The organism is Pseudomonas sp. LTR0 (genome assembly GCF_036630035.1).
Lineage (GTDB): Bacteria > Pseudomonadota > Gammaproteobacteria > Pseudomonadales > Pseudomonadaceae > Aquipseudomonas > Aquipseudomonas putida_Y.
Genome location: NZ_CP123734.1, coordinates 1,216,018 through 1,238,045, shown reverse-complemented (window position 1 = coordinate 1,238,045; position 22,028 = coordinate 1,216,018). Strand labels below are relative to the sequence as shown.

The 22,028-nt window shown below is 59.1% G+C and carries 18 protein-coding genes; 14 read left to right on the top strand and 4 right to left on the bottom strand.

The annotated features are described in order from the left end of the window. Nucleotides 1-32: 32 nt before the first annotated feature. The 6 genes from QCL51_RS05715 to QCL51_RS05690 all read left to right on the top strand — a co-directional run bounded on the left by QCL51_RS05715 (nt 33) and on the right by QCL51_RS05690 (nt 8,891). Nucleotides 33-2,912, top strand: a complete 2,880-nt coding sequence (locus QCL51_RS05715; RefSeq protein ID WP_021783305.1) for a ribonucleoside-diphosphate reductase subunit alpha — start codon at nt 33-35, stop codon at nt 2,910-2,912. 237 nt (nt 2,913-3,149) lie between these two features. Continuing rightward, the gene (locus QCL51_RS05710; protein WP_017148143.1) at nt 3,150-3,281 is read left to right on the top strand and encodes a hypothetical protein; all 132 of its coding nucleotides are present in this window, start codon (nt 3,150-3,152) and stop codon (nt 3,279-3,281) included. An 831-nt stretch (nt 3,282-4,112) separates the two neighbouring features. Next, on the top strand, nt 4,113-5,360 hold the full coding sequence (locus QCL51_RS05705) for a ribonucleotide-diphosphate reductase subunit beta (RefSeq protein ID WP_012051454.1): 1,248 nt from the start codon (nt 4,113-4,115) through the stop codon (nt 5,358-5,360). A gap of 86 nt (nt 5,361-5,446) precedes the next feature. After that, entirely contained in the window at nt 5,447-6,214 is a 768-nt protein-coding gene (locus QCL51_RS05700; RefSeq protein ID WP_323601620.1) for a BRO family protein, read from the top strand. Nucleotide 6,215: 1 nt separating this feature from the next. Then, nucleotides 6,216-7,103 carry a hypothetical protein gene (locus tag QCL51_RS05695; protein ID WP_076402658.1) on the top strand — a complete coding sequence of 296 codons (888 nt, stop codon included), beginning with the start codon at nt 6,216-6,218 and terminating at the stop codon, nt 7,101-7,103. 1,251 nt (nt 7,104-8,354) lie between these two features. Next, complete coding sequence (locus QCL51_RS05690) at nt 8,355-8,891, top strand: Bro-N domain-containing protein (RefSeq protein WP_323601618.1); 537 nt, start codon at nt 8,355-8,357, stop codon at nt 8,889-8,891. A 299-nt stretch (nt 8,892-9,190) separates the two neighbouring features. On the opposite strand, the gene QCL51_RS05685 is transcribed toward QCL51_RS05690, so the two are convergent. Beyond that, nucleotides 9,191-9,478 carry a type II toxin-antitoxin system RelE/ParE family toxin gene (locus QCL51_RS05685; protein WP_103463480.1) on the bottom strand — a complete coding sequence of 96 codons (288 nt, stop codon included), beginning with the start codon at nt 9,476-9,478 and terminating at the stop codon, nt 9,191-9,193. Continuing rightward, on the bottom strand, nt 9,468-9,707 hold the full coding sequence (locus tag QCL51_RS05680; RefSeq protein ID WP_103463479.1) for a type II toxin-antitoxin system RelB/DinJ family antitoxin: 240 nt from the start codon (nt 9,705-9,707) through the stop codon (nt 9,468-9,470). The genes QCL51_RS05685 and QCL51_RS05680 overlap by 11 nt, the downstream gene beginning before the upstream one ends. A gap of 758 nt (nt 9,708-10,465) precedes the next feature. On the opposite strand from QCL51_RS05680, the gene QCL51_RS05675 reads away from it, so the two are divergent. The 8 genes from QCL51_RS05675 to QCL51_RS05640 all read left to right on the top strand — a co-directional run bounded on the left by QCL51_RS05675 (nt 10,466) and on the right by QCL51_RS05640 (nt 18,911). Beyond that, nucleotides 10,466-11,704, top strand: a complete 1,239-nt coding sequence (locus QCL51_RS05675; protein WP_021784481.1) for an OprD family porin — start codon at nt 10,466-10,468, stop codon at nt 11,702-11,704. A 701-nt stretch (nt 11,705-12,405) separates the two neighbouring features. After that, the gene (locus QCL51_RS05670) at nt 12,406-13,212 is read left to right on the top strand and encodes an NAD(P)-dependent oxidoreductase (protein WP_021784480.1); all 807 of its coding nucleotides are present in this window, start codon (nt 12,406-12,408) and stop codon (nt 13,210-13,212) included. Between the two features lie 21 nt (nt 13,213-13,233). Next, on the top strand, nt 13,234-14,115 hold the full coding sequence (locus QCL51_RS05665) for an SMP-30/gluconolactonase/LRE family protein (protein WP_323601617.1): 882 nt from the start codon (nt 13,234-13,236) through the stop codon (nt 14,113-14,115). 65 nt (nt 14,116-14,180) lie between these two features. Then, nucleotides 14,181-15,152, top strand: coding sequence for a TRAP transporter substrate-binding protein (locus QCL51_RS05660; protein ID WP_021784478.1), 972 nt, complete (start codon nt 14,181-14,183; stop codon nt 15,150-15,152). Nucleotides 15,153-15,217: 65 nt separating this feature from the next. Further along, entirely contained in the window at nt 15,218-15,745 is a 528-nt protein-coding gene (locus QCL51_RS05655; RefSeq protein WP_274150078.1) for a TRAP transporter small permease, read from the top strand. Continuing rightward, a complete protein-coding gene (locus QCL51_RS05650; RefSeq protein WP_021784476.1) occupies nt 15,746-17,026 on the top strand; it encodes a TRAP transporter large permease in 1,281 nt (426 codons plus the stop codon). Nucleotides 17,027-17,092: 66 nt separating this feature from the next. Further along, nucleotides 17,093-18,016: a DMT family transporter gene (locus QCL51_RS05645; protein WP_021784475.1), complete on the top strand. Its 924-nt coding sequence runs from the start codon at nt 17,093-17,095 to the stop codon at nt 18,014-18,016. A gap of 25 nt (nt 18,017-18,041) precedes the next feature. Continuing rightward, nucleotides 18,042-18,911 (top strand): aldose 1-epimerase, encoded by an 870-nt coding sequence (locus tag QCL51_RS05640; RefSeq protein ID WP_021784474.1) that lies wholly within the window; start codon nt 18,042-18,044, stop codon nt 18,909-18,911. 73 nt (nt 18,912-18,984) lie between these two features. On the opposite strand, the gene QCL51_RS05635 is transcribed toward QCL51_RS05640, so the two are convergent. Next, a complete protein-coding gene (locus tag QCL51_RS05635; RefSeq protein ID WP_021784473.1) occupies nt 18,985-19,881 on the bottom strand; it encodes a LysR family transcriptional regulator in 897 nt (298 codons plus the stop codon). 108 nt (nt 19,882-19,989) lie between these two features. Further along, on the bottom strand, nt 19,990-22,026 hold the full coding sequence (locus QCL51_RS05630) for a pyridoxamine 5'-phosphate oxidase family protein (protein ID WP_338444636.1): 2,037 nt from the start codon (nt 22,024-22,026) through the stop codon (nt 19,990-19,992). Nucleotides 22,027-22,028 lie beyond the last annotated feature (2 nt).

The window sequence follows — 22,028 nt, the reverse complement described above, 5'->3', positions numbered from 1 at the left end:
GAACAATATAGAAATTGTGGAGACACCCACCCATGCAAACCGACACAACTCGCGAGAACCCGCAGGCCCAGGTGCCGCAGGCCGCCGATTCCAACCCGGATCTGGCTGCCACCGCCCCTGGCCAACTGCGCGTGATCAAGCGCAACGGCACTGTCGTCCCTTACACCGACGACAAGATCACCGTGGCCATCACCAAGGCGTTCCTCGCAGTTGAAGGCGGTACCGCCGCCGCCTCGTCGCGCATCCACGACACCGTCGCGCGCCTGACCGAGCAGGTTACCGCTACGTTCAAGCGTCGCATGCCATCGGGTGGCACCATCCACATCGAAGAAATCCAGGACCAGGTCGAACTGGCCCTGATGCGCGCCGGTGAGCAGAAAGTCGCCCGCGACTACGTGATCTACCGTGACCAGCGCGCCAAGGAGCGTGCCACCCGCGCCAACACCGACGCCGTGGTCGAACCGCACCCAAGCATCCGCATCACCCTGGCTGACGGCAGCCTGGCGCCGCTCGACATGGCCCGCCTGAACACCATCATCAGCGAAGCCTGCGAAGGCCTGGCCGAAGTCGATGGCGACCTGATCCAGCGCGAAACCCTGAAGAACCTGTACGACGGCGTAGCCATCAAGGACGTCAACACCGCCCTGGTAATGACCGCCCGTACCCTGGTCGAGCGCGAGCCGAACTACTCGTTCGTTACCGCACGCCTGCTGATGGACACCCTGCGCGCCGAAGGCCTGGGCTTCCTGAATGTAGCCGACAGCGCCACCCACCACGAGATGGCCGACCTGTACGCCAAGGCCCTGCCGGCCTATGTCGCCAAAGGCATCGAGTTCGAGCTGCTGAACCCGGCCATGGCCGACTTCGACCTGGAAAAACTGGGCAAGGCGATCAACCACGAGCGCGACCAGCAGTTCACCTACCTGGGCCTGCAGACCCTGTACGACCGCTACTTCATCCACAAGGATGGCGTGCGCTTCGAGCTGCCGCAGGTGTTCTTCATGCGTGTGGCCATGGGCCTGGCGCTGGAAGAAAAAGACAAGGAAGCCCGTGCGATCGAGTTCTACAACCTGTTGTCGTCGTTCGACTACATGGCCTCGACCCCGACCCTGTTCAACGCCGGAACCCTGCGCCCGCAGCTGTCCAGCTGCTACCTGACCACCGTGCCGGACGACCTGTCGGGCATCTACCACGCGATCCACGACAACGCCATGCTGTCGAAATTCGCCGGTGGCCTGGGCAACGACTGGACCCCTGTGCGCGCACTGGGCTCGTACATCAAGGGCACCAACGGCAAGTCGCAGGGCGTCGTACCGTTCCTGAAAGTGGTCAACGACACCGCCGTAGCAGTCAACCAGGGCGGCAAGCGCAAAGGCGCCGTGTGTGCGTACCTGGAAACCTGGCACCTGGACATCGAAGAGTTCATCGAGCTGCGCAAGAACACCGGTGATGACCGCCGTCGTACCCACGACATGAACACCGCCAACTGGATTCCTGACCTGTTCATGAAGCGTGTCTTCGATGACGGCAAGTGGACCCTGTTCTCGCCTTCGGAAGTGCCAGACCTGCACGACCTGACCGGCAAGGCCTTCGAAGAGCGCTACGAATACTACGAAGCCCTGACCGAGTACAACAAGATCAAGGTGTTCAAGACCGTCCAGGCCAAAGACCTGTGGCGCAAGATGCTGTCGATGCTGTTCGAGACCGGCCACCCATGGCTGACCTTCAAAGACCCGTGCAACCTGCGTTCGCCGCAGCAGCACGTGGGCGTGGTCCACAGCTCGAACCTGTGCACCGAGATCACCTTGAACACCAACAAGGACGAGATCGCGGTCTGCAACCTGGGCTCGATCAACCTGCCGAACCACATCGTCGACGGCAAGCTGGACACCGCCAAGCTGCAACGCACCGTGAACACCGCCGTGCGCATGCTCGACAACGTGATCGACATCAACTACTACTCGGTGCCGCAAGCGCGTAACTCGAACTTCAAGCACCGTCCGGTCGGCCTGGGCATCATGGGCTTCCAGGATGCGCTGTACCTGCAGCACATTCCTTACGGCTCCGATGCTGCCGTCGAATTTGCCGACAAGTCGATGGAAGCGGTCAGCTACTACGCCATCCAGGCTTCCTGCGACCTGGCCGATGAACGCGGCGCCTACGAGACCTTCCAGGGTTCGCTGTGGTCCAAGGGCATTCTGCCGCTGGATTCGCAACAGATCCTGATCGAGGCCCGTGGCCAGAAGTACATCGACGTCAACCTGGAAGAAACCCTGGACTGGGCGCCGGTACGTGCCCGCGTACAGAAAGGTATTCGTAACTCGAACATCATGGCCATCGCACCAACCGCGACCATCGCCAACATCACCGGCGTGTCGCAGTCGATCGAGCCTACCTACCAGAACCTGTACGTGAAGTCGAACCTGTCGGGCGAATTCACCGTGATCAACCCGTACCTGGTTCGCGACCTCAAGGCCCGCGACCTGTGGGACTCGGTCATGATCAACGACCTGAAGTACTACGACGGTTCGGTACAGCAGATCGAGCGTATCCCGCAAGAGCTGAAGGACCTGTACGCCACTGCGTTCGAAGTCGAGACCAAGTGGATTGTCGACGCGGCTTCCCGTCGCCAGAAGTGGATCGACCAGGCTCAGTCGCTGAACCTGTACATCGCCGGTGCATCGGGCAAGAAGCTGGACGTGACCTACCGCATGGCCTGGTACCGTGGCCTGAAAACCACCTACTACCTCCGTGCCCTGGCCGCGACCAGCACCGAGAAGTCGACCATCAACACCGGCAAGCTCAACGCCGTTTCCAGCGGTGGCGACAGCGCCCCGGTCCAGGCAGCCGGCCCTGCGCCAGTGCCGAAGGCCTGCGCGATCGACGAGCCTGACTGCGAAGCCTGCCAGTAAGGCAGCAAATACAGGGGGAAGCATTAGCTTGCTTTCTCCTGCCTTGGTTCACATGTAAAAGGTTTTCATCAGGCAATAAAAAACCCGACGCAGCGCCAACTGCATCGGGTTTGAATCTCCCACGAACAACAGCATCGTTCAAAGGGAGGCTAGATCCTACAGATCTAAAGTGAGCGCGAATCTTCGTGCCTGTCAGGACTAGTGTCAAGTGATGCTCATCAGATTTGGAGAATCACTATGTCCAAGAAGACTTCTTCTGGCGGCCAGAAAATCGGTCGTGATGCGGGCAACGGTCGCTTCACCACGGTCGAAAAGGCTCGTCAGAACCCCAAGACCCATGTGGTTGAGACCGTGAAAAAACCGAAGTAGATCCAAGAGAAGTAGGCCAAGGAAAGCCGGGAGAGCATTAGCACTCCCGGTTTTTCCTCACCCATACCACCCGAAAACCCTCTCCTTCCACCATACCAATAGACTTGGTTAATGGTCGGCCTCAATCCTCGCAAGCATTTCCTCTCCGCTATTCCCCCTCCCTAAGATCAATCCAACTCCCCATGTAGACTCACATGATTTTGCCTTATCGGTCCTGCCTCCTGTAAGTGACGGTAGCCATAGCTGACAAGACAGCGGGATCACCTACGTCCTTACGAATTTTCTGCTCTCGGGCCCTTCTCACGACCATCCGTCGTTCGACCCGAATCGGTTCTACCCATGATTTCAGGGAAGCTGCAGCTGACAAGGTTGATTTGAAGCAATGGCTGGGCATCAGGGACCTTGCCTCCACGCATTCGAGACTATATGGTGTGTGTCGAAACAAGACCCAACACCATATAGGCGATTTTTAGCCGGTTTGAGGTGTTGACATAATCATCGAAGGTAACCGGGCCTCTCTATAAAAAAGAGATCGGAGACACGACATGAAAGCCCCCAAAAAGCTGTTTTCCGGTACAATACCGCCCCCTCAAAAAGCGGCTGACAATGACCGCTTAGGATAGCCGGCCTCGACCCCTCACGCTTTCGATTGGCGACAGCCAACGAAAGCCAGTGACATCCGAGCGCTAAGCTCAATGGCCAACAGCCCAGAATTCGAGACAGCTCGGGAAACCTCGCGAGAAGAGGAATAACCGAAGGTCTCAAGCAGTATCAAATCATCTTAAAATACAACGGTCGCTCTACGCGACCCACAAGCGGAGTCAACACACCATGCTGAGCTGGGACGAATTCGACAAGGACGAAAACGAAGTCACCACTAAAGGCCAAAGCAGTACTCAAGCCAGCCAGCCGGGTATCGATAAACTCGACAGCGCCGGCGGTGCGGCCGCCTTGGAAGCGCGTGCTGTTGTTGCTACCGACTCCGAAGCCGTCAAACGTGCCAAGGCTGCCCTCGACGCCCTCGACGTTGCCGAAGGCTTGGCAGAGCTGGAAGGCTCCTCGGCCCGCGTTGCAGTAGATGAAAAACGCATGATCAACTGCCGCGCCGACCTCAACCAGCTGGTACCGTTCAAGTACGACTGGGCCTGGCAGAAGTACCTGGACGGCTGCGCCAACCACTGGATGCCGCAAGAGGTCAACATGACCGCCGACATCGCCCTGTGGAAGAGCCAGGACGGCCTGACCGAAGACGAACGCCGCATCGTCATGCGCAACCTCGGCTTCTTCTCCACCGCCGACTCGCTGGTTGCCAACAACCTGGCCCTGGCCGTGTACCGCCTGATCACCAACCCGGAGTGCCGCCAGTACATCCTGCGCCAGGCCTTCGAAGAAGCGATCCACACCCACGCCTACCAGTACTGCATCGAGTCGCTGGGCATGGATGAAGGCGAGATCTTCAACATGTACCACGAGATCCCGTCGGTCGCCAAGAAAGCCGCCTGGGGCCTGAAGTACACCCGCGCCATCTCCGACCCGGAATTCAACACCGGCACCGTCGAAACCGACAAAGAGCTGCTGCGCAACCTGATCGCCTACTACTGCGTACTGGAAGGCATCTTCTTCTACTGCGGCTTCACCCAGATCCTGTCCATGGGCCGCCGCAACAAGATGACCGGCGTCGCCGAGCAGTTCCAGTACATCCTGCGTGACGAGTCGATGCACCTGAACTTCGGTATCGACGTGATCAACCAGATCAAGATCGAAAACCCGCACCTGTGGGATGCGGCGATGAAGGAAGAAGCGACCCAGATGATCCTGCAAGGGACCCAGCTGGAGATCGAATACGCCCGTGACACCATGCCACGCGGCGTGCTGGGCATGAACGCGGCGATGATGGAGGACTACCTCAAGTTCATTGCCAACCGTCGCCTGACCCAGATTGGTTTGAAAGAAGAGTATCCAGGGACTACCAACCCGTTCCCATGGATGAGCGAGATCATGGACTTGAAGAAAGAGAAGAACTTCTTTGAGACGCGTGTGATTGAGTATCAGACTGGCGGGGCGTTGAGCTGGGATTGATGATGGCTCATGGCCATGATATAACTAATGTACGGATGCGTTAGAGCATAACCCCGCAATTGCGGGGTTTTTTATGGACGACAACAATGCACACACCAATCCTCCTAGATTACCAAGCAGACCATGGACTTTCCAAGATACGAACATTATATATTAATGGTTATTTATACATATCTTTAGAAGACGTCGTCTTAACGCTTGCCAAGAATAACTCCTCATTGAGTAATGCTCAGAAATCCGGTCTCGGCGCACTTGTAAAGGCCCAGCTGGAAGTTCTTGATAAAGACGAGTACCAACACTTTCCGTCTGAAATAGATCAAAACTCAAGATCTGAAGCTTTCATTACAGAGCCGGGACTCTATAGAATCATTTCTCGAGATAACACACCAGCTAGCAAAAAATTTCAACGCTGGATTTTTCATGAAGTTCTGCCATCAGTTAGAAAACATGGAACTTATCCACCTCCATTGTCTCAAAGCAACTCGGACATAAAGTCTTTAGCACAAGCTTTAGCGCAGCACACCAACTTACTCGTCCAAGAAATTGAAGAGCGCGAGAAGCTGGCAGCAGAAACAAAAATTCGATTTGAGCGAACTGAGAGAAAGCTTCTAGAAATAGATCAAAAGATAGATTCGATAGCCCTCGAACCTGTCGACAGCAACCTAGTCGATATAGACACCTACTGCAACCTCAATCAATTAGAGCTAGATCGTCCTCACTTGGCTGCGATGTGCGCAAAGCTCTGCCTAGAACAAAACATACCTTTCAAAAAAAAAGGTCATGCCACGACACCCAAAGATCATCTTTATCCTGACACCCTTATAGCAGAAGCAATAAAAATTATAGGGATTTAATATGAACCAACTTGTTCAGCAGTCAGAACTCCCCTTCGAGCTTCCATCAGCCTCTTTTGCTGAGGTAAACGGCATACAGATGGGAGTCTTAAACGACACTACTCCCTACCTTACCGAGCGCGGCCTGGCGAGGCTTTGTGGTGTAAACCCCAAAACAATTAGCGATCTCGCCAATAACTGGAGCGAAGAGAGACTTAAACCCCGCGGCAGGCGAATCAAGCAAATACTAACAGATCACAATTTCACATCTGAACGAATAGTAATTAAAACAGAACAAAATGGACAAAAGATAAGCGCCTATCCTGATGCTGTCTGCATGGCAGTACTGGAATATTATGCTTTCGACTCCGACAGTACAGACACACAAACAGCGCAGAATAACTATCGTCTTCTAGCTAGGAAAACTCTCAGAGACTTCATCTATGAGAGCATTGGCTTCTCGCCAGAATCATTGAAACTAAACTCTTGGAAGCACTATCACGACAGAATTCTGTTGAACAAGCTTCCTGCAGGATATTTTAGCGTATTTCGAGAAATCGCCGACATCGTAGTCTCGGCGATTGAGTCAGGACTTATAATTGACTCTCATACAGTACCAGATATCAGTGTCGGGCAAATGTGGTCGAACTACTGGAAGAAGAACAATCTTAGCGACAAACATGGGGAGCGGTTAAAGCACCCACATGAATATCCAGATTATTTCCCTCAGGCCGCTGCGAACACGGAGGCCAATATCTATCCACTCAGCGCTTTAGGGGATTTCAGGATATGGTTAGAGGGCACGTATTTACCTAAAAACTTCCCCTCGTACCTTCAGAAAAAAATAGCCCAAGGTCTAATTCCACAAGCTACAGCCGGCGCACTCCTACTATCGCTAAAAAAAGAATAACCATATCTGCCCGCTGGAGGCAAGCTTCGCCGGGCAGCCCTTATACTCTTGAACTAGCCATCTGAAGCTTCAGCCATACACAGCCAAGAGAACGTTATCAGCTCGCCTCCTTCTAGAAAATTATTCTGCCCTTCAACAATATCGAAGAGGCTAATACCTTTGTCTGGATTCAAGAATGTGACATCCACGAAGTATTTTACCTTCTGAAGTAGCAATAATTGGATAACCAAAAAAGCAACTACCGTCCAGCCCGATAGTGTTTGCGATACAATCTTCAAGGGCGGCAGAAGCAGCAGGTTTGCCGTTTGCTCCTCGGGTGAATTCCACTGTATTCATATAGGCATCCAGGTTAAAGGGATAGTGGCGCACAGCGCTTCACGAAATCATGTAGCAGAGTATACAAGCATTGCCATACTAGATGGATATCCTAACCCAACGTGCTTGGCTGCCTCCAATCAGTAGAGGCTCAAGGATGTGTAAGACGCGCCTTAGAGATCACGCACCCCAAGACACTATGAGATCGAACCTAGACGACGCCGGGCTTTCTTTGAAAGCGGCGGTTACCCTTCAGTCCCTTTACATTTAACTGGGACGGCTCACCATCGCGAGGAATTCTCCTCGGTGACTAACCGAATCGGTCCCGCGTTCAGCATCACCCCAAGCATCCGCTAATGCCACACTGGTCCGCCCCCCTTGTAACCTCTGCTGAAAGGCCTTCGATGTAACGGATGCACCAAGGCAAGCCATCTTAACTTAGCCCTAGTGCAGCCCAATCTCAGCCCTAGTCCACTTGCTAAATGCCAATCAACCACAGACAATTTTCCGTGGTCCGATATAGGCACCACTACATTCTGGCTGACATTTGGGTACTTCTTCAATAGCTTGAAGTTCAGAGAATTCCTACAAGAAAGATTTTGCTTCTGACTCCGGTATAAGGTTAGGTTACAAACGGCGCCTAAGAAACGCCTTCACACAGCGGTCCGCCCGCTCCCGACAGATGCGGCTATTTTGTGCCTGTGGTCTAATACTGCGCGCATGAAACACTCTGTTACGTCGGGAGTGGGCTAATACAAGACCCGTGAGGGAAATATGTCCGGCCTGCTGTGTGAGGTTTCTTAGCTCCCGACACCCAGCCCTGAGAAAGCTGACAACAGACTGAGGTTATGGATATGCCTATCAAAGCATGCATTCGTAGGCCGTTCGCACATGCGTCCCGCCTGTCGAGTTACCCCAAGACCACGAGGGCCAGTCATGACTGACCTTCACACCCCCACCCTCTTCACACGCCACAACCGCCCTCTCCACACTCTATGGCTCGAATCCCAAGCCTGGTTCTGCGCCCACGAACTCGGCCGGCTGAGCGGTCACTTCTTCGACGAACACTGCATGCGCAAGCTTGACCCGGATCAGTACCGCACGGTGCAACTGCTGCGCTATGGCAAGTACCAGGAGACCACCATGGTCAGTGAGTCCGGGGCCTATACCTTGCTGGCGCATCACCATGTACCGGAGAACCGCCATTTGCGCCGGTGGCTGACACATGAAGTGGTAGCGGTACTGCGTGATATTCAGGCAGATGGGGTGGACGATGCGCCGAGGCTGGGGCAGATGTGCTGGCCTGGTGGACGCAGCGCTACGTTGTTGTATTGGCAGAGTGAGCCTTGGGTGAAGATGCGGGATATGCCGGTGGTGCTGGCCGGGGAAGTGGAGCTGCAGGGGCCGGCTGAGAAACGCAAATTGAGCTGGCGTGAGTGCGCGCAGCGGGCGCTGCGGATGCATGGGGTTTAGCGGGCATTGTATTGCCTGTGCTGGCCTCTTCGCGGGTGAACCCGCTCCTACAGAGATCGCAGTTTGCCGGGATTACCCGGCAAGCTGGTCTGCCTGACTTGGCAATGAGCCCTCTGGGCTGATGGGGGACCTGTGCGGGTTCATCGAGGCGTTGAACCGCCGCGAACACCGGCGAAGCCGGTGCCATACACCGAGTTGGATTCTTCGCGGGCATGCCCGCTCCCACAGAAGTAGAGCTCTAGCTTTGAGGCGGTGATTTACCTTGAGATTGCGGCCTGGGACCGCCAAATCCTTGAAGCCTACTCAAGTCGCTCAGCAGCCTTTTTGTAAGCTTGGTCTCTTTCACGACGATCGACAGCGACGACAAAAACCACGATCTCTTGGTCAATGACCTGATAAACCAGCCTGTACCCACTGCTGCGAAGCTTTATCTTGTAGCAATCCGGCAGCGAGTGAAGGCGGTTTGCCTCGATTCGAGGGTTCAGCAGGACCTCTGCCAGTTTCTTCTTGAACTGCTGACGCACGGTATCGCCCAGCTTCTTCCACTCTTTCAATGCGCGGGCATCGAAGTCGAGGCTATAGGTCATCCAGCTGGACCCTCACGCGCTGCGGAGAAGCAAGCCGCTCTTGTGCAGTGGCAATGAGGTCTTCATCTTCCTCGGTCATCAGGACCGGCCGAAAGGGTAGCTTGCCCCGCTCAGCTACATATTGCAGGGCCTGGCGCATGAGTTCGGAGGGGGTGACACCGAGGCGATCGAGCTCTTTGTAGGCGCGGGCTTTGAGATCATCGTCGACGCGGATATTGATAGAAGCCATGACATAGCCCTCATGTAAAGACGATTGTCATTACAATGCACTGATCTTGGCTATTCTGCAATGGCAGTTTGTCTGCCGGAAGTGACCACAGCGCCATTCCCTTCAAATGAAGAGGCCTCGCCCCTGCCGACAGGAGGGGTACGGCACCAGCAAGGATGCCGGGACTGGACATGCCAGTCTAAGTGGTCAAGGGCGAGGCCAGATCTGAAGATAGCGCAGGCTCGGGGATGGGACCACCACTGATCCGATTTGATTTGTAACCCTGTCCCCGGTTTGCGGTGCGAGGCAGCCGATGGGGTGGATGGCATGGGCTTTACCCGTGTTCGCGGGCAAGCCCGCTCCTACCAGTAGATCGTGTACGAGCGTGGCATGGAGCAAGACAGTTGTAGTATGTCTGCAACGCGTTCAGGGTAGAGCCTCTGCAGCTCAGTTTTGGCGTCCAGGACCCTATTTGCTCTGCGATCAGCCGTTGACAGCCCACTTCCCCCCTGCTAATAATCGCCCATAGTTGTACGACAACACATAACAAAAACAACAATCCGTGGACGAACCCATGTCGACACCCATCCCGCTGCACCCACGCCTGTTGCACACCCCTCTTCCCCCGGCCAGCTCGCGTACCCCAGCCAGTACGTAGCGCCCGGTTACCGCGCATTCACCCCTGGCCCTGACCGGCCCGTTATCTACCCGCCCCTACCGCAGGCCGCTTGCGCGTGCCCGGTGGACGGGCTGCCACACCCTTAGGGAGCACAACAATAATGAAAATCTGCCACACCCTGCCCTTCGCCCTGCTTGGCGCCGGGGTTATCGCCGGCCTGCCGGGCACCAGCCTGGCTGCGGGATTTGTCGAAGACAGCAAGGCCACCCTCGGGTTGCGCAACTTCTACATCAACCGCAACTTCACCAACCCCAGCAACCCGCAAAGCAAGGCCGAGGAGTGGACGCAAAGCTTCATTCTCGATGCCCGCTCGGGGTTCACCGAAGGGCCCATCGGCTTTGGCGTTGATGTGCTGGGGATGTGGTCGGTCAAGCTCGACGGTGGTGGCGGCACTTATGGTACGGCGTTGCTGCCTCGCCATGACGATGGCCGGCCAGCCGACGATTACGGGCGCCTGGCAGTGGCGGGCAAGGCGCGTATTTCCAAGACCGAACTGAAGATCGGTGAATGGATGCCGGTGCTGCCGATTCTGCGTTCGGACGACGGGCGTTCGTTGCCGCAAACATTTCGTGGCGGGCAGGTGACCTCCAACGAAATCGCCGGGCTGACCCTGTACGGCGGCCAGTTCCGCGGCAACAGCCCGCGTAACGACGCGAGCATGGAAGACATGAGCTACGGCGGCGGCGTGTCGGACCGCTTCAACTTCGTCGGCGGCGAGTACAAGTTCAACCAGGACCGCACGCTGGTGGGGCTTTGGAATGCGGTGCTGAAGGACGTGTACCAGCAGCAATACCTGCAACTGAGCCACAGCCAGCCGGTGGGTGACTGGACCCTGGGTGCGAACCTGGGCTACTTCCATGGCGACGAGGACGGCTCCGAGCGCGCCGGGCAGCTGGACAACAAGACCTACTCGGGGATGTTCTCGGCCAAGTACGGCGGCAGCACCTTCTGGGTGGGGCTGCAGAAAGTCGATGGTGATACCTGGATGCGGGTGAACGGCACCAGTGGCGGGACCTTGGCCAACGATAGTTACAACTCCAGCTTCGACAATGCCAACGAGCGTTCGTGGCAGGTGCGCCATGACTTCAACTTCGTCACCGTCGGGGTACCGGGGTTGACCCTGATGAACCGCTACATCAGCGGGCGCGATGTGCACAGCGGGGGCGTGACCGATGGCAAGGAGTGGGTGCGTGAAACGGAGCTTGCGTATGTGATCCAGAGCGGGGCGTTCAAGGATTTGAGCGTGAAATGGCGTAACTCGTCGATTCGCCGGGATTACAGCAATAACGAGTTCGATGAGAACCGGTTGATCTTCAACTATCCATTGTCGCTGCTCTGATCAAGACCTGCGGGTTTACCCGCGAATACGGTGGCGATGGAAACGGTGAACGACAGGTGGAGATTGGCCAGCAGGGCCGGCCCTTTCGCGGGTAAACCCGCTCCTACAACGGCCTGCGCCCAACCACCGACCTGTGTCCACCATTGATCAGGTGTAGGAGCGGGTTTACCCGCGAATACGGTGGTGGCGGCAATGGTGAACGACGGATGGAGATTGGCCAGCAGGGCCGGCCCTTTCGCGGGTAAACCCGCTCCTACAACGGCCTGTGCCCAACCACCGACCTGTGTCCAACATTGATCAGGTGTAGGAGCGGGTTTACCCGCGAATACGGTGGTGGCGGCAACGGTGAACGACGGGTAGAGATTGGCCAGCAGGGCCAGCCCTTTCGCGGGTAAACCCGCTCCTACAACGGCCTGCGCCCAACCACCGACCTGTGTCCACCATTGATCAGGTGTAGGAGCGGGTTTACCCGCGAATACGGTGGTGGCGGCAACGGTGAACGACGGGTGGAGATTGGCCAGCAGGGCCGGCCTCTTCGCGGGTAAACCCGCTCCTAAGGGCGACCGCGCAGGCCTTTCGTATTTTTACACGCGAAAAGGCCGGCAAAAGCCGCCCAAGCCTCATTGACAACACACAGAACCACCGCCAATAATCAGCCAAGTCATACGACAACCTACAACAATTAACAACAAGAGCTGGCCATGACCACTACTCCCTTCAATCGCCTGCTGCTCACCGGAGCCGCAGGCGGCCTGGGCAAGGTCCTTCGCGAACGCCTGCAAGGCTACGCCGAGGTCCTGCGCCTGTCTGATATCAGCCCCATGGCCCCGGCCGCGGGCCCGCATGAAGAAGTCATTACCTGCGACCTGGCCGACAAGGCTGCGGTGCATGCCCTGGTCGAGGGCGTAGACGCCATCCTCCACTTCGGCGGGGTTTCTACCGAGCACGCCTTCGAAGAGATTCTCGGCCCGAATATCTGCGGCGTGTTCCACGTGTACGAGGCGGCGCGCAAGCATGGGGTCAAGCGCATCATCTTCGCCAGCTCCAACCACACCATCGGTTTCTATCGCCAGGATGAGCGCATCGACGCTCACGCGCCGCGCCGTCCCGACAGCTATTACGGGCTGTCCAAGTGCTACGGCGAAGATGTGGCCAGCTTCTATTTTGACCGCTACGGCATCGAGACCGTCAGCATTCGCATCGGCTCGTCGTTCCCGCAGCCACAGAACCCGCGCATGCTCTGCACTTGGCTGAGCTACGACGACCTGGTGCAGTTGATCGAACGCGGGCTGTCCACCCCCGGCGTTGGTCACACCATTGTCTATGGCGCGTCCGACAATCGCACCGTGTGGTGGGACAACCGCCATGCCGCGCACCTGGGCTATGTACCCAAGGACAGCTCCGAAACCTTCCGCGCTGCCGTGGAGGCCCAACCGGCCCCTGCCGCCGATGACCCGAGCATGGTCTACCAAGGCGGCGCTTTCGCCGTGGCCGGCCCGTTCAACTGACCCCAAGCCAAGAGGCACGGCATGAACTGCGAACTAATCGTCGACGCCCGCAACGGTACCGGCGAAAGCCCTGTGTGGCACCCCGGTGAACAGGCCTTGTACTGGGTAGACATTCCCGCTCGCCAGTTGCATCGCTGGCAAGCGGCCGATGGCAAACACCAGTGCTGGCAGGGCGACGAGATGCTGGCCTGTATAGCCCGCAGCGGTCAGGGTTGGGTTGCGGGCATGGAAAGCGGCATCTTTCAGCTCCAGGCCATGGCGGACGGCAGCCTGGACAGCCGGCTGCTCAGCAACGTGCAGCACGCTCAGGCCGGCATGCGCTTCAACGATGGCCGCTGCGACCGTCAGGGCCGCTTCTGGGCCGGGACCATGCTGCTGGACATGCAGCAAGGTGCCCACGTGGGCGCGCTGTACCGGCTGGACGGCGAAGGCCAGCTGCACCTGCAGCAGGACGGCATGATCGTGCCCAACGGCCTGGCCTTCAGCCCCGACGGCACGCGCATGTACCTGTCCGACTCGCACCCGAACGTGCAGAAGGTGTGGGCTTTCGACTACGACATCGACAGCGGCACACCGCACAGCAAACGGCTGTTCATCGACATGCGCGACTACCCCGGCCGCCCGGATGGTGCCGCCATCGACCAGGACGGCTGCTACTGGATCTGCGGCAACGACGCCGGGCAGATCCACCGTTTCACCCCCGAAGGTCGCCTCGACCGATCGCTCCGCGTGCCGGTGAAAAAGCCGGCAATGTGTGCCTTTGGCGGCGCCAGCCTGGACATTCTGTACGTTACCTCGATCCGCCCCACGGGCATCGACCTCAGCGACCAGCCCCTGGCTGGCGGGGTATTTGCCCTCGACCCTGGCACCAAGGGCCTGGAGGAACCTGCCTACCGGGGCTGAAGCCCCCTAGCCATACCCACACTTGTACCCACGAAACCAGATAATAAAAACCACGGAGTTTCATCATGACGTTCAAACGCAAGCTGCTCCTTGCCGTACTCCCGTTCGCCTTCAGCGTGGCCATGCCTGCTTCGGCGCTGGACATCAAGTTCGCCGAAATTCACCCGGCCGGGTACCCGACCGTGGTGGCGGAACAGAACATGGGTAAAAAGCTGGAAGACGCCAGCAATGGCGAAATCACCTTCAAGATGTTCGCCGGCGGCGTTCTGGGTTCTGAAAAGGAAGTGATCGAACAGGCACAGATCGGTGCCGTGCAAATGACCCGTGTCAGCTTAGGGATAGTCGGCCCGGTGGTGCCGGATGTGAACGTGTTCAACATGCCGTTCGTGTTCCGCGACCATGATCACATGCGCAAGATCATCGACGGCGAGATCGGCCAGGAAATTCTCGACAAGATCACCAATTCCGATTTCAACCTGGTAGCCCTGGCCTGGATGGATGGGGGCTCGCGCAGCATCTACACGAAAAAGCCGGTACGCAGCCTGGAAGACCTCAAGGGCATGAAGATTCGCGTACAGGGCAACCCGCTGTTCATCGACATGATGAACGCCATGGGCGGCAACGGCATCGCCATGGACACCGGGGAAATCTTCAGTGCCCTGCAGACTGGCGTGATCGATGGTGCCGAGAACAACCCGCCCACGCTACTTGAGCACAACCACTTCCAGAGCGCCAAGTACTACACCCTCACTGGCCACCTGATCCTCCCGGAGCCGGTTGTGATGTCCAAGACCACCTGGAACAAGCTCAGCCCCGAGCAGCAGGCGCTGGTGAAGAAGGTGGCGCGTGAAGCACAGATGGAAGAGCGCGCGCTGTGGGATGCCAAGACCGCCGCCAGCGAAGAGAAGCTCAAGGCCGCCGGTGTCGAATTCATTACCGTCGACAAGAAGCCGTTCTACGACGCCACCGCTTCGGTACGCGAAAAATACGGCGCGCAGTACGCCGACCTGATGAAACGTATCAACGCTGTCCAGTAACCGCGCCCCTTCCCGAACGACCTCGGCAGCGCGGCGCCCGCCGCATTGCCGCTTTGGTGATGCCCATGAAAAACCTGTTCCTGCGTGTGAACGACACGCTGTACTGCACCTGCACCTGGGTTGCCGGCCTGTCGATCCTGACCATGTCACTGATCATTCCGTGGGGCATCTTCGCCCGCTACGTGCTCGGCACCGGCGCCAGCTGGCCGGAGCCAGTGGCCATCCTGCTGATGGTGGTGTTCACCTTCGTCGGCGCCGCCGCAAGCTACCGGGCCGGGGCACACATGGCGGTGACGATGATCACCGACCGCCTGCCAGCGCTGCAGCGCAGCCTGGCCGCGCTACTGGTGCAAGTGCTGATGATTCTGGTGTGCGTGTTCATGACGTACTACGGCACCAAGCTGTGCATCACCACCTGGAACCAGTTTCTGGCGTCACTGCCGGGGGTGCGGGTGGGCATGACCTATGCGCCGATCCCGATCGGTGGCGTGCTGACCCTGGTCTTTGTGCTGGAAAGGCTCCTGCTGGGCGATCAGAGCCACCGCAAGGTTGTGCGCTTCGACCACCTGGAAGAAAACGAAGGAGCAGCATAAATGGATGCGTTCATTCTGTTGGGCAGCTTCATTGCCCTTATTCTGCTGGGCATGCCAGTGGCCTACGCCCTGGGCCTGTCGGCATTGATTGGCGCCTGGTGGATCGACATCCCGCTTCAGGCGATGATGATCCAGGTGGCCAGTGGGGTTAACAAATTCTCGCTGCTGGCGATTCCGTTCTTCGTGCTGGCCGGTGCGATCATGGCCGAAGGCGGAATGTCACGGCGACTGGTGGCGTTTGCCGGGGTACTGGTGGGCTTCGTGCGTGGCGGCCTGTCGCTGGTCAACATCATGGCCTCGACCTTCTTCGGCGCAATCTCCGGCTCGTCGGTGGCGGACACCGCGTCGGTGGGTTCGGTGCTGATCCCGGAGATGGAGCGCAAAGGCTACCCGCGCGAGTTCTCCACCGCCGTGACCGTCAGCGGCTCGGTACAGGCGCTGCTGACTCCGCCCAGCCACAACTCGGTGCTGTACTCGCTGGCGGCGGGCGGTACGGTTTCCATTGGCTCGCTGTTCATGGCAGGTGTGATGCCCGGGTTGCTGCTGAGCGCCGTGATGATGGGCCTGTGCCTGATCTTTGCCAAGAAGCGCAACTACCCCAAGGGTGAAGTGATCCCGATGCGCCAGGCGTTGAAGATAGCCGGCGAAGCGCTGTGGGGCCTGATGGCCATGGTGATCATTCTGGGCGGCATTCTGTCGGGCATGTTCACCGCGACCGAATCGGCAGCAGTGGCGGTGGTGTGGTCGTTCTTCGTGACCATGTTCATCTACCGCGACTACAAGTGGCGCGACCTGCCCAAGCTGATGCACCGCACGGTACGGACCATCTCGATCGTGATGATCCTCATCGGCTTTGCTGCCAGTTTTGGTTACGTGATGACGCTGATGCAGATCCCGTCAAAGATCACCACGGCGTTTCTGACCCTCTCGGACAACCGCTATGTGGTCCTGATGTGCATCAACTTCATGCTGTTGCTGCTGGGCACGGTGATGGACATGGCGCCGCTGATCCTGATTCTTACGCCGATCCTGTTGCCGGTGATCACCGGTATCGGCGTGGACCCGGTGCACTTTGGCATGATCATGCTGGTGAACCTGGGCATCGGGCTGATCACACCGCCGGTGGGCGCCGTGCTGTTCGTCGGCTCAGCCATCGGCAAGGTGAGCATCGAGTCGACGATCAAGGCAATGCTGCCGTTCTACCTGGCGCTGTTCATGGTGCTGATGGCGGTGACCTACATTCCGGCCATCTCGCTGTGGCTGCCCAGTGTGGTGCTGTAAATAAAACCGGGGCTGCGATGGGCTGCAAAGCAGCCCCCTTGGCCCTACCTGCAACGGATCCTGCACATGGCTGCCCCCTCCTCGGCTGTACCTCTATTCCCACGCAAACTGGCAATCGCCTTGCTGGCCCTGCTGGCCTGTTCATTCGCCGGCAACCACATTGCCGCTCGCATCGCATTCGACAACGGCACCGGCGTGCTGCTGGCCATTCTCTGCCGTTCAGGTATTACCTTGCTGGTGCTTGCCTGCCTGCTGCTGTGGCAACGCCAGGCCCTGAGCCTGCCCGCCGGTACCCGGCATTGGCAACTGCTGCTCGGCCTGCTGATCGCCACCCAAAGCCTGTGCCTTTATTCGGCAGTCGCACGCATTCCGGTAGCCCTGGCGCTGCTGGTGGGCAACACGTTCCCGATGCTGCTGGCGCTGCTCACATGGGCACTGGGCGGTGCACGCCCCACCGGCCGCACGGTGTTGTTCATGGGCCTGATTCTGTGCGGCCTGGTACTGGCGCTGGATGTGCCGGCACACCTGGCCGACAGCGCTGCGGCCAACCCGCACTGGGCATTAGGGGTAAGCCTGGCTTTCGGCGCGGCCTGTGCCTTTGCCTGTGCCTTGTGGATCACCGACCAAAAACTGGCTGCCGTGCGCGGCCCTGTACGCAGCCTGCTGACCCTGCTGATCGTCTTCTCCAGCATGCTGGTTGCAGGCGCAAGCGGGGTGATCCCATCCGGTCTGTCACTGCCAGGCAGCAGCAGTGGCTGGGCGGCCCTGGCCACTCTGGTAGTGCTGTATGGCCTGGCCTTCAGCTTGCTGTTCGTCTGTGTCCCTCGCCTGAACATGGCGCAGAACGCACCGGTAATGAACGTTGAACCCATCGCCACGTTGTTGCTGGGCTGGGCCTTGCTCGACCAGCACCTGAGCACTGTGCAGCTGGTCGGCGGCGCGGTGGTGGTGTGCGGTATCGTGCTGCTCACCTACCGCCGGGCCAAATGATTGATCTTCCACAAAGGAGCCCTGCATGGCTGTGACCGAACTGCACCTGCAAGACCGCCTGACACACCTGAGCCTGGCCCCGGAAGTGGGCGCCAGCCTGGTCAACTGGCAGGTAAAGGCGACCGGGCAGGCACTGCTGCGCCATACCGACGCGGCCGCGCTGGCCAGCGGTACACCCCGACGCCTGGCCTGCTACCCGCTGGCGCCGTGGTCCAACCGTATTGGCGAGGGTGGCTTTGCCCGGCCCGAGGGGTGGCAGGCACTGTTAGCGAATACCGGACATGACCCTTACCCGATTCATGGCAGTGCCTGGCAACAGGCCTGGCAGGTAGAACACCACAGTGAACAGCAAGCTCGGTTGACGCTGGACAGTGCCGTGCCGTTTGCCTACCAGGCCACGCTGGATGTGCACCTGCATGAGGGTTGCCTGAACCTGGACCTGCATGTGATGCACCAGGGTGAGCCAGCTACCTGGTATGGCCTGGGGCTGCATCCCTACTTTCCGCGGTATCCCGATACCAAGTTGTACGCAACTGCGCGCAAGGTGTGGCTGGCCGAGGATGGGAGGTTGCCTTCGTACGAGGCCGAGGTGCCTGAGCAATGGCGTTTCAATGCCATGAGGCGTTTGCCCGAGGCAGTGGTTGATCACGCCTTCAGTGGCTGGCCAGGGGAGTGCGTGATCGAACAGCCCAGCGCGGGTTATCGACTGGCGTGCAGTGCCAACGAGGCTGGACACTTCTTGCTGTTTTGCCCGCAAGGACAAGGTTTTTTCTGCTTTGAGCCGGTTAGCCACCCCATCAACGCGCACCACCTGCCAGGGCGGCCAGGGTTGCGATTGTTGCACCGGGGGGAGGCAATGAACCTGGCGTTCAGGATGCAGTATCAGGCGTTGTGAGCGGGTTGCGTGAAAAACGGCCGCCACGGTATCAAACATTGTTTCGCATCATTTCTCGACGCGATGCAGGTTCTCAATCCAGCTGCTGATCGCGCAAACCTTGCGCCAGCATGTCGATAAAGGCCCTGACCTTGGCCGAACCGTACTTGCTTTCGCGGTGCAGCACATGAATGGGCCAGGGCGCCTCTTCGTACTCGGCCAGCAGCACCTGCAGCTGCCCGCTGGCCAGTTCGTCTACGACCTGATACGACAGCAGCCGGGCAATGCCCAGCCCGCCGCTGGCAGCGGCGATTGCCCCGTCATTGCTGGTTACCGTCAGCCGTGGCTTCATGCGCACCAAGGTCGGCTCGTCGGTCACGCCGAAGCGCCAACCGGCCCGCGGCGACAGGTTGGTGGTGCCGATTACCGCGTGCCCGGCCAGGTCAGACGGGTGCTTTGGCACACCATGACGCGCCAGGTAGTCGGGGGAGGCACACAACATGCGCCGCACCCTGCCCACCCGCAGCGCCTTCAACCCGGAGTCGGGCAACGGCCCGATGCGCACGGCCACGTCCATGCCCTCCTCGACCATGTTCACCACGCGGTCGAGGAAGTACGCGGAAACATCGACTTCCGGGTACTGCTGCAGGTAACGGACGATGCACGGCATGACGAACTTCCTGCCGAACAGGATCGGCGCGGTCACCGCCAGATCGCCCCTGGGGGTCGCGTTGATGCCGGCAGCGGCTTCATTGGCCTCGTGGATGCTGGCGAGGATGTGCCGGGTATCTTCCAGATAACGGCCGCCGGCCTCGGTCAGGCGCACGCTGCGAGTTGTGCGCAGCAACAGCTTGACCCCTAGCTGCTCTTCCAGGGCGCTGACGGCGCGGGTGACAGCGGCCGGGGAAATGTCCAGACGGCGGGCAGCCGCGGCGAAGCTTTCCAGCTCGCCGACGGCGACGAACACCTTCATCAGGTGGATCTGGTCCATGCGGGCTCCTGAGGGCTATGGGGCGTGCGGATTATCTTTCATCTGGATGCCTGGTGTTAGCTGTGCCGGCCTCTTCGCGGGCAAGCCCGTTCCTGCGACTGGCTTGAATCAAACATTCAGCACCAGCGCCTGCATCCCCTCCTCAACTTTCGCGGGCACAGCACAACAGATCAGCACCGAACCCGCCTCCGGCAGCTCTGCCGGCGGATTTGGATAATGCACCTGGCCGCTCACCAGTCGGGTCTTGCAGGTACCACACGAACCACCCCGGCAACTGAACTCCGGGGTCAGCCCACGCGCCTCGGCCAGTTCCAGCAAGGTGCCGCTACCGGGAACCCAGCGTGCCTCCTTGGCCGACGCGGCAAAATACACCGGCACCGGTTCGTCGGCGGCAGGCGGCTGTTGCAAGATTGGCTGGTCTGCATCGGTGTGCCGCCGCAGCGTCGACGGGCCAAATGCTTCGGCGTGAATCCGCGCATCCGGCACATGCACCCCACGCAGCCCTTCGTAAAGTTGCTGGGTGAAGCTGCCCGGCCCACACAGGTAGAAATCGTAGTCGTCCAACGCCAGCGTTGCCTTGACCTGTTCGATACCCAACCGACCGGCGAACTCATAATCACGGCCAAGCTGCGCGTGCCCTTCAGGCTGGCTCAGGGCGCGGTGTACATGCAGCAGATCGCCAGCCTGTTGCCGCAAGGTCGTCAGTTCCTGCTGGAACGGCAAGTCAGCCAGGCTGCGTGCGCCATGGAACAGATGAATGCGCCGGGCCTGCCCCGTGCTCAACTGCTGGCGCAGCATGGCCAGCAGCGGCGTGATGCCCACGCCCGCACCGATCAGCACCAACGGCCGCGTACTTTGCTGGTCAAGCGTGAAGCTGCCCATCGGCGGACGTACATTCAACACATCGCCGGCCACAACGTGCTCATGCAGATACCGCGAAGCCGGGCCCTGGGCTTTGACGCTGATGCGCAAGAACCCATCGGCCGGGGCACTTGAAAGGCTGTAGGTACGAATCAGCGCCGCTTCGCCATCACGCGGCACTTGCACAGGCAGATGCTGGCCAGGGGCAAAGGCCACACGGCAGCCTGCCGGTGATTCGAGATAGAACGAGCGGATGTCGCGGCTTTCCTGCTCCACCCGCAGCACCCGCCAGGCCAGCCATTGGCGCTGTTGTTGCCGCTGCTCCAGGCGCGCATCGGCCTCGGCCCAGGTACCGGTCATCAGACTGGTCGGCGCGTATTCCTTGAAAGCCCAGCGCAGGGCAACAGCAGCCGGGCGCCACACCACCTGCTCGACCTGCAGTGTCCATAACCGCTCAGCCCCTTCAAAGGCCTGGATGGCCGGGCTGTCCAGCAGCACCTCGGCACGCCCGTACAGTTGCAACACATTGCCATTATTGAAGTCGATGAACAGCAAGCCGGCCCGCGGGTTGACCACCAGGTTGCCCAAGGTGTTGAAATGCAGATTGCCAGCATAGTCGGGAATCGTCAGCCGATTACCTTCGACCTTGATGAACCCTGGCCGGCCACCACGGTGAGAGACATCTACCGAGCGCTGGCCGTCAGCATGCTCGACATAGCTGGCGACGAAGAAGGTATCGGCCGCCTGGATCATGCTGACGGTTGAGGTATCCAGTGTTGTCGCATCGATGCGCCCGAGGGCGGGTTCGGTGACGCGGGTGTAGTCACGCAACTGGATGTACTGCGGGCAGTTGCCAAACGCCTGCTCTACGGCCACTTGCAGTTGCCCCTGTGCAGCGTGGCGGATCTGCCCGTTGATGCGATTGCGCCTACGGGTGTGCAGTTCGATCCCCAGCAGACCGACGGCCTGCCCGGCTGCCAACCCGGGGGTGGCGGGGTCCTCCGCTGGCAACGTGGTGTGGATCGTGAGCATACGAGGGTCGGGCGAGCTTACGAACCCTTCTGGCCCTTCCAGCAGCGTGGCCCAAGGCCGGCCCTGGGCATCCACACTGGCGGCGACCATGAACGGTAACTGGTGATAGAACGCTCGGTGCTGGTCGGGCATGTGGTCACGAATGACCTTTTGCCCGAACGCCTCCATGCGTTCTGCTACACCGACCTTTTCCTGCAGGGTCTTTTCACCCGCATGCCAGGGTGAGGGGCGGTGATCAGGAGACTGTTGCATGG

Excerpts from the sequence above, each read along its gene's own strand:
- QCL51_RS05715 (WP_021783305.1), top strand. The coding sequence starts at position 33 with ATGCAAACCGACACAACTCGCGAGAACCCGCAGGCCCAGGTGCCGCAG.
- QCL51_RS05710 (WP_017148143.1), top strand. The coding sequence starts at position 3,150 with ATGTCCAAGAAGACTTCTTCTGGCGGCCAGAAAATCGGTCGTGATGCG.
- QCL51_RS05705 (WP_012051454.1), top strand. The coding sequence starts at position 4,113 with ATGCTGAGCTGGGACGAATTCGACAAGGACGAAAACGAAGTCACCACT.
- QCL51_RS05700 (WP_323601620.1), top strand. The coding sequence starts at position 5,447 with ATGCACACACCAATCCTCCTAGATTACCAAGCAGACCATGGACTTTCC.
- QCL51_RS05695 (WP_076402658.1), top strand. The coding sequence starts at position 6,216 with ATGAACCAACTTGTTCAGCAGTCAGAACTCCCCTTCGAGCTTCCATCA.
- QCL51_RS05690 (WP_323601618.1), top strand. The coding sequence starts at position 8,355 with ATGACTGACCTTCACACCCCCACCCTCTTCACACGCCACAACCGCCCT.
- QCL51_RS05685 (WP_103463480.1), bottom strand. The coding sequence starts at position 9,478 with ATGACCTATAGCCTCGACTTCGATGCCCGCGCATTGAAAGAGTGGAAG.
- QCL51_RS05680 (WP_103463479.1), bottom strand. The coding sequence starts at position 9,707 with ATGGCTTCTATCAATATCCGCGTCGACGATGATCTCAAAGCCCGCGCC.
- QCL51_RS05675 (WP_021784481.1), top strand. The coding sequence starts at position 10,466 with ATGAAAATCTGCCACACCCTGCCCTTCGCCCTGCTTGGCGCCGGGGTT.
- QCL51_RS05670 (WP_021784480.1), top strand. The coding sequence starts at position 12,406 with ATGACCACTACTCCCTTCAATCGCCTGCTGCTCACCGGAGCCGCAGGC.
- QCL51_RS05665 (WP_323601617.1), top strand. The coding sequence starts at position 13,234 with ATGAACTGCGAACTAATCGTCGACGCCCGCAACGGTACCGGCGAAAGC.
- QCL51_RS05660 (WP_021784478.1), top strand. The coding sequence starts at position 14,181 with ATGACGTTCAAACGCAAGCTGCTCCTTGCCGTACTCCCGTTCGCCTTC.
- QCL51_RS05655 (WP_274150078.1), top strand. The coding sequence starts at position 15,218 with ATGAAAAACCTGTTCCTGCGTGTGAACGACACGCTGTACTGCACCTGC.
- QCL51_RS05650 (WP_021784476.1), top strand. The coding sequence starts at position 15,746 with ATGGATGCGTTCATTCTGTTGGGCAGCTTCATTGCCCTTATTCTGCTG.
- QCL51_RS05645 (WP_021784475.1), top strand. The coding sequence starts at position 17,093 with ATGGCTGCCCCCTCCTCGGCTGTACCTCTATTCCCACGCAAACTGGCA.
- QCL51_RS05640 (WP_021784474.1), top strand. The coding sequence starts at position 18,042 with ATGGCTGTGACCGAACTGCACCTGCAAGACCGCCTGACACACCTGAGC.
- QCL51_RS05635 (WP_021784473.1), bottom strand. The coding sequence starts at position 19,881 with ATGGACCAGATCCACCTGATGAAGGTGTTCGTCGCCGTCGGCGAGCTG.
- QCL51_RS05630 (WP_338444636.1), bottom strand. The coding sequence starts at position 22,026 with ATGCAACAGTCTCCTGATCACCGCCCCTCACCCTGGCATGCGGGTGAA.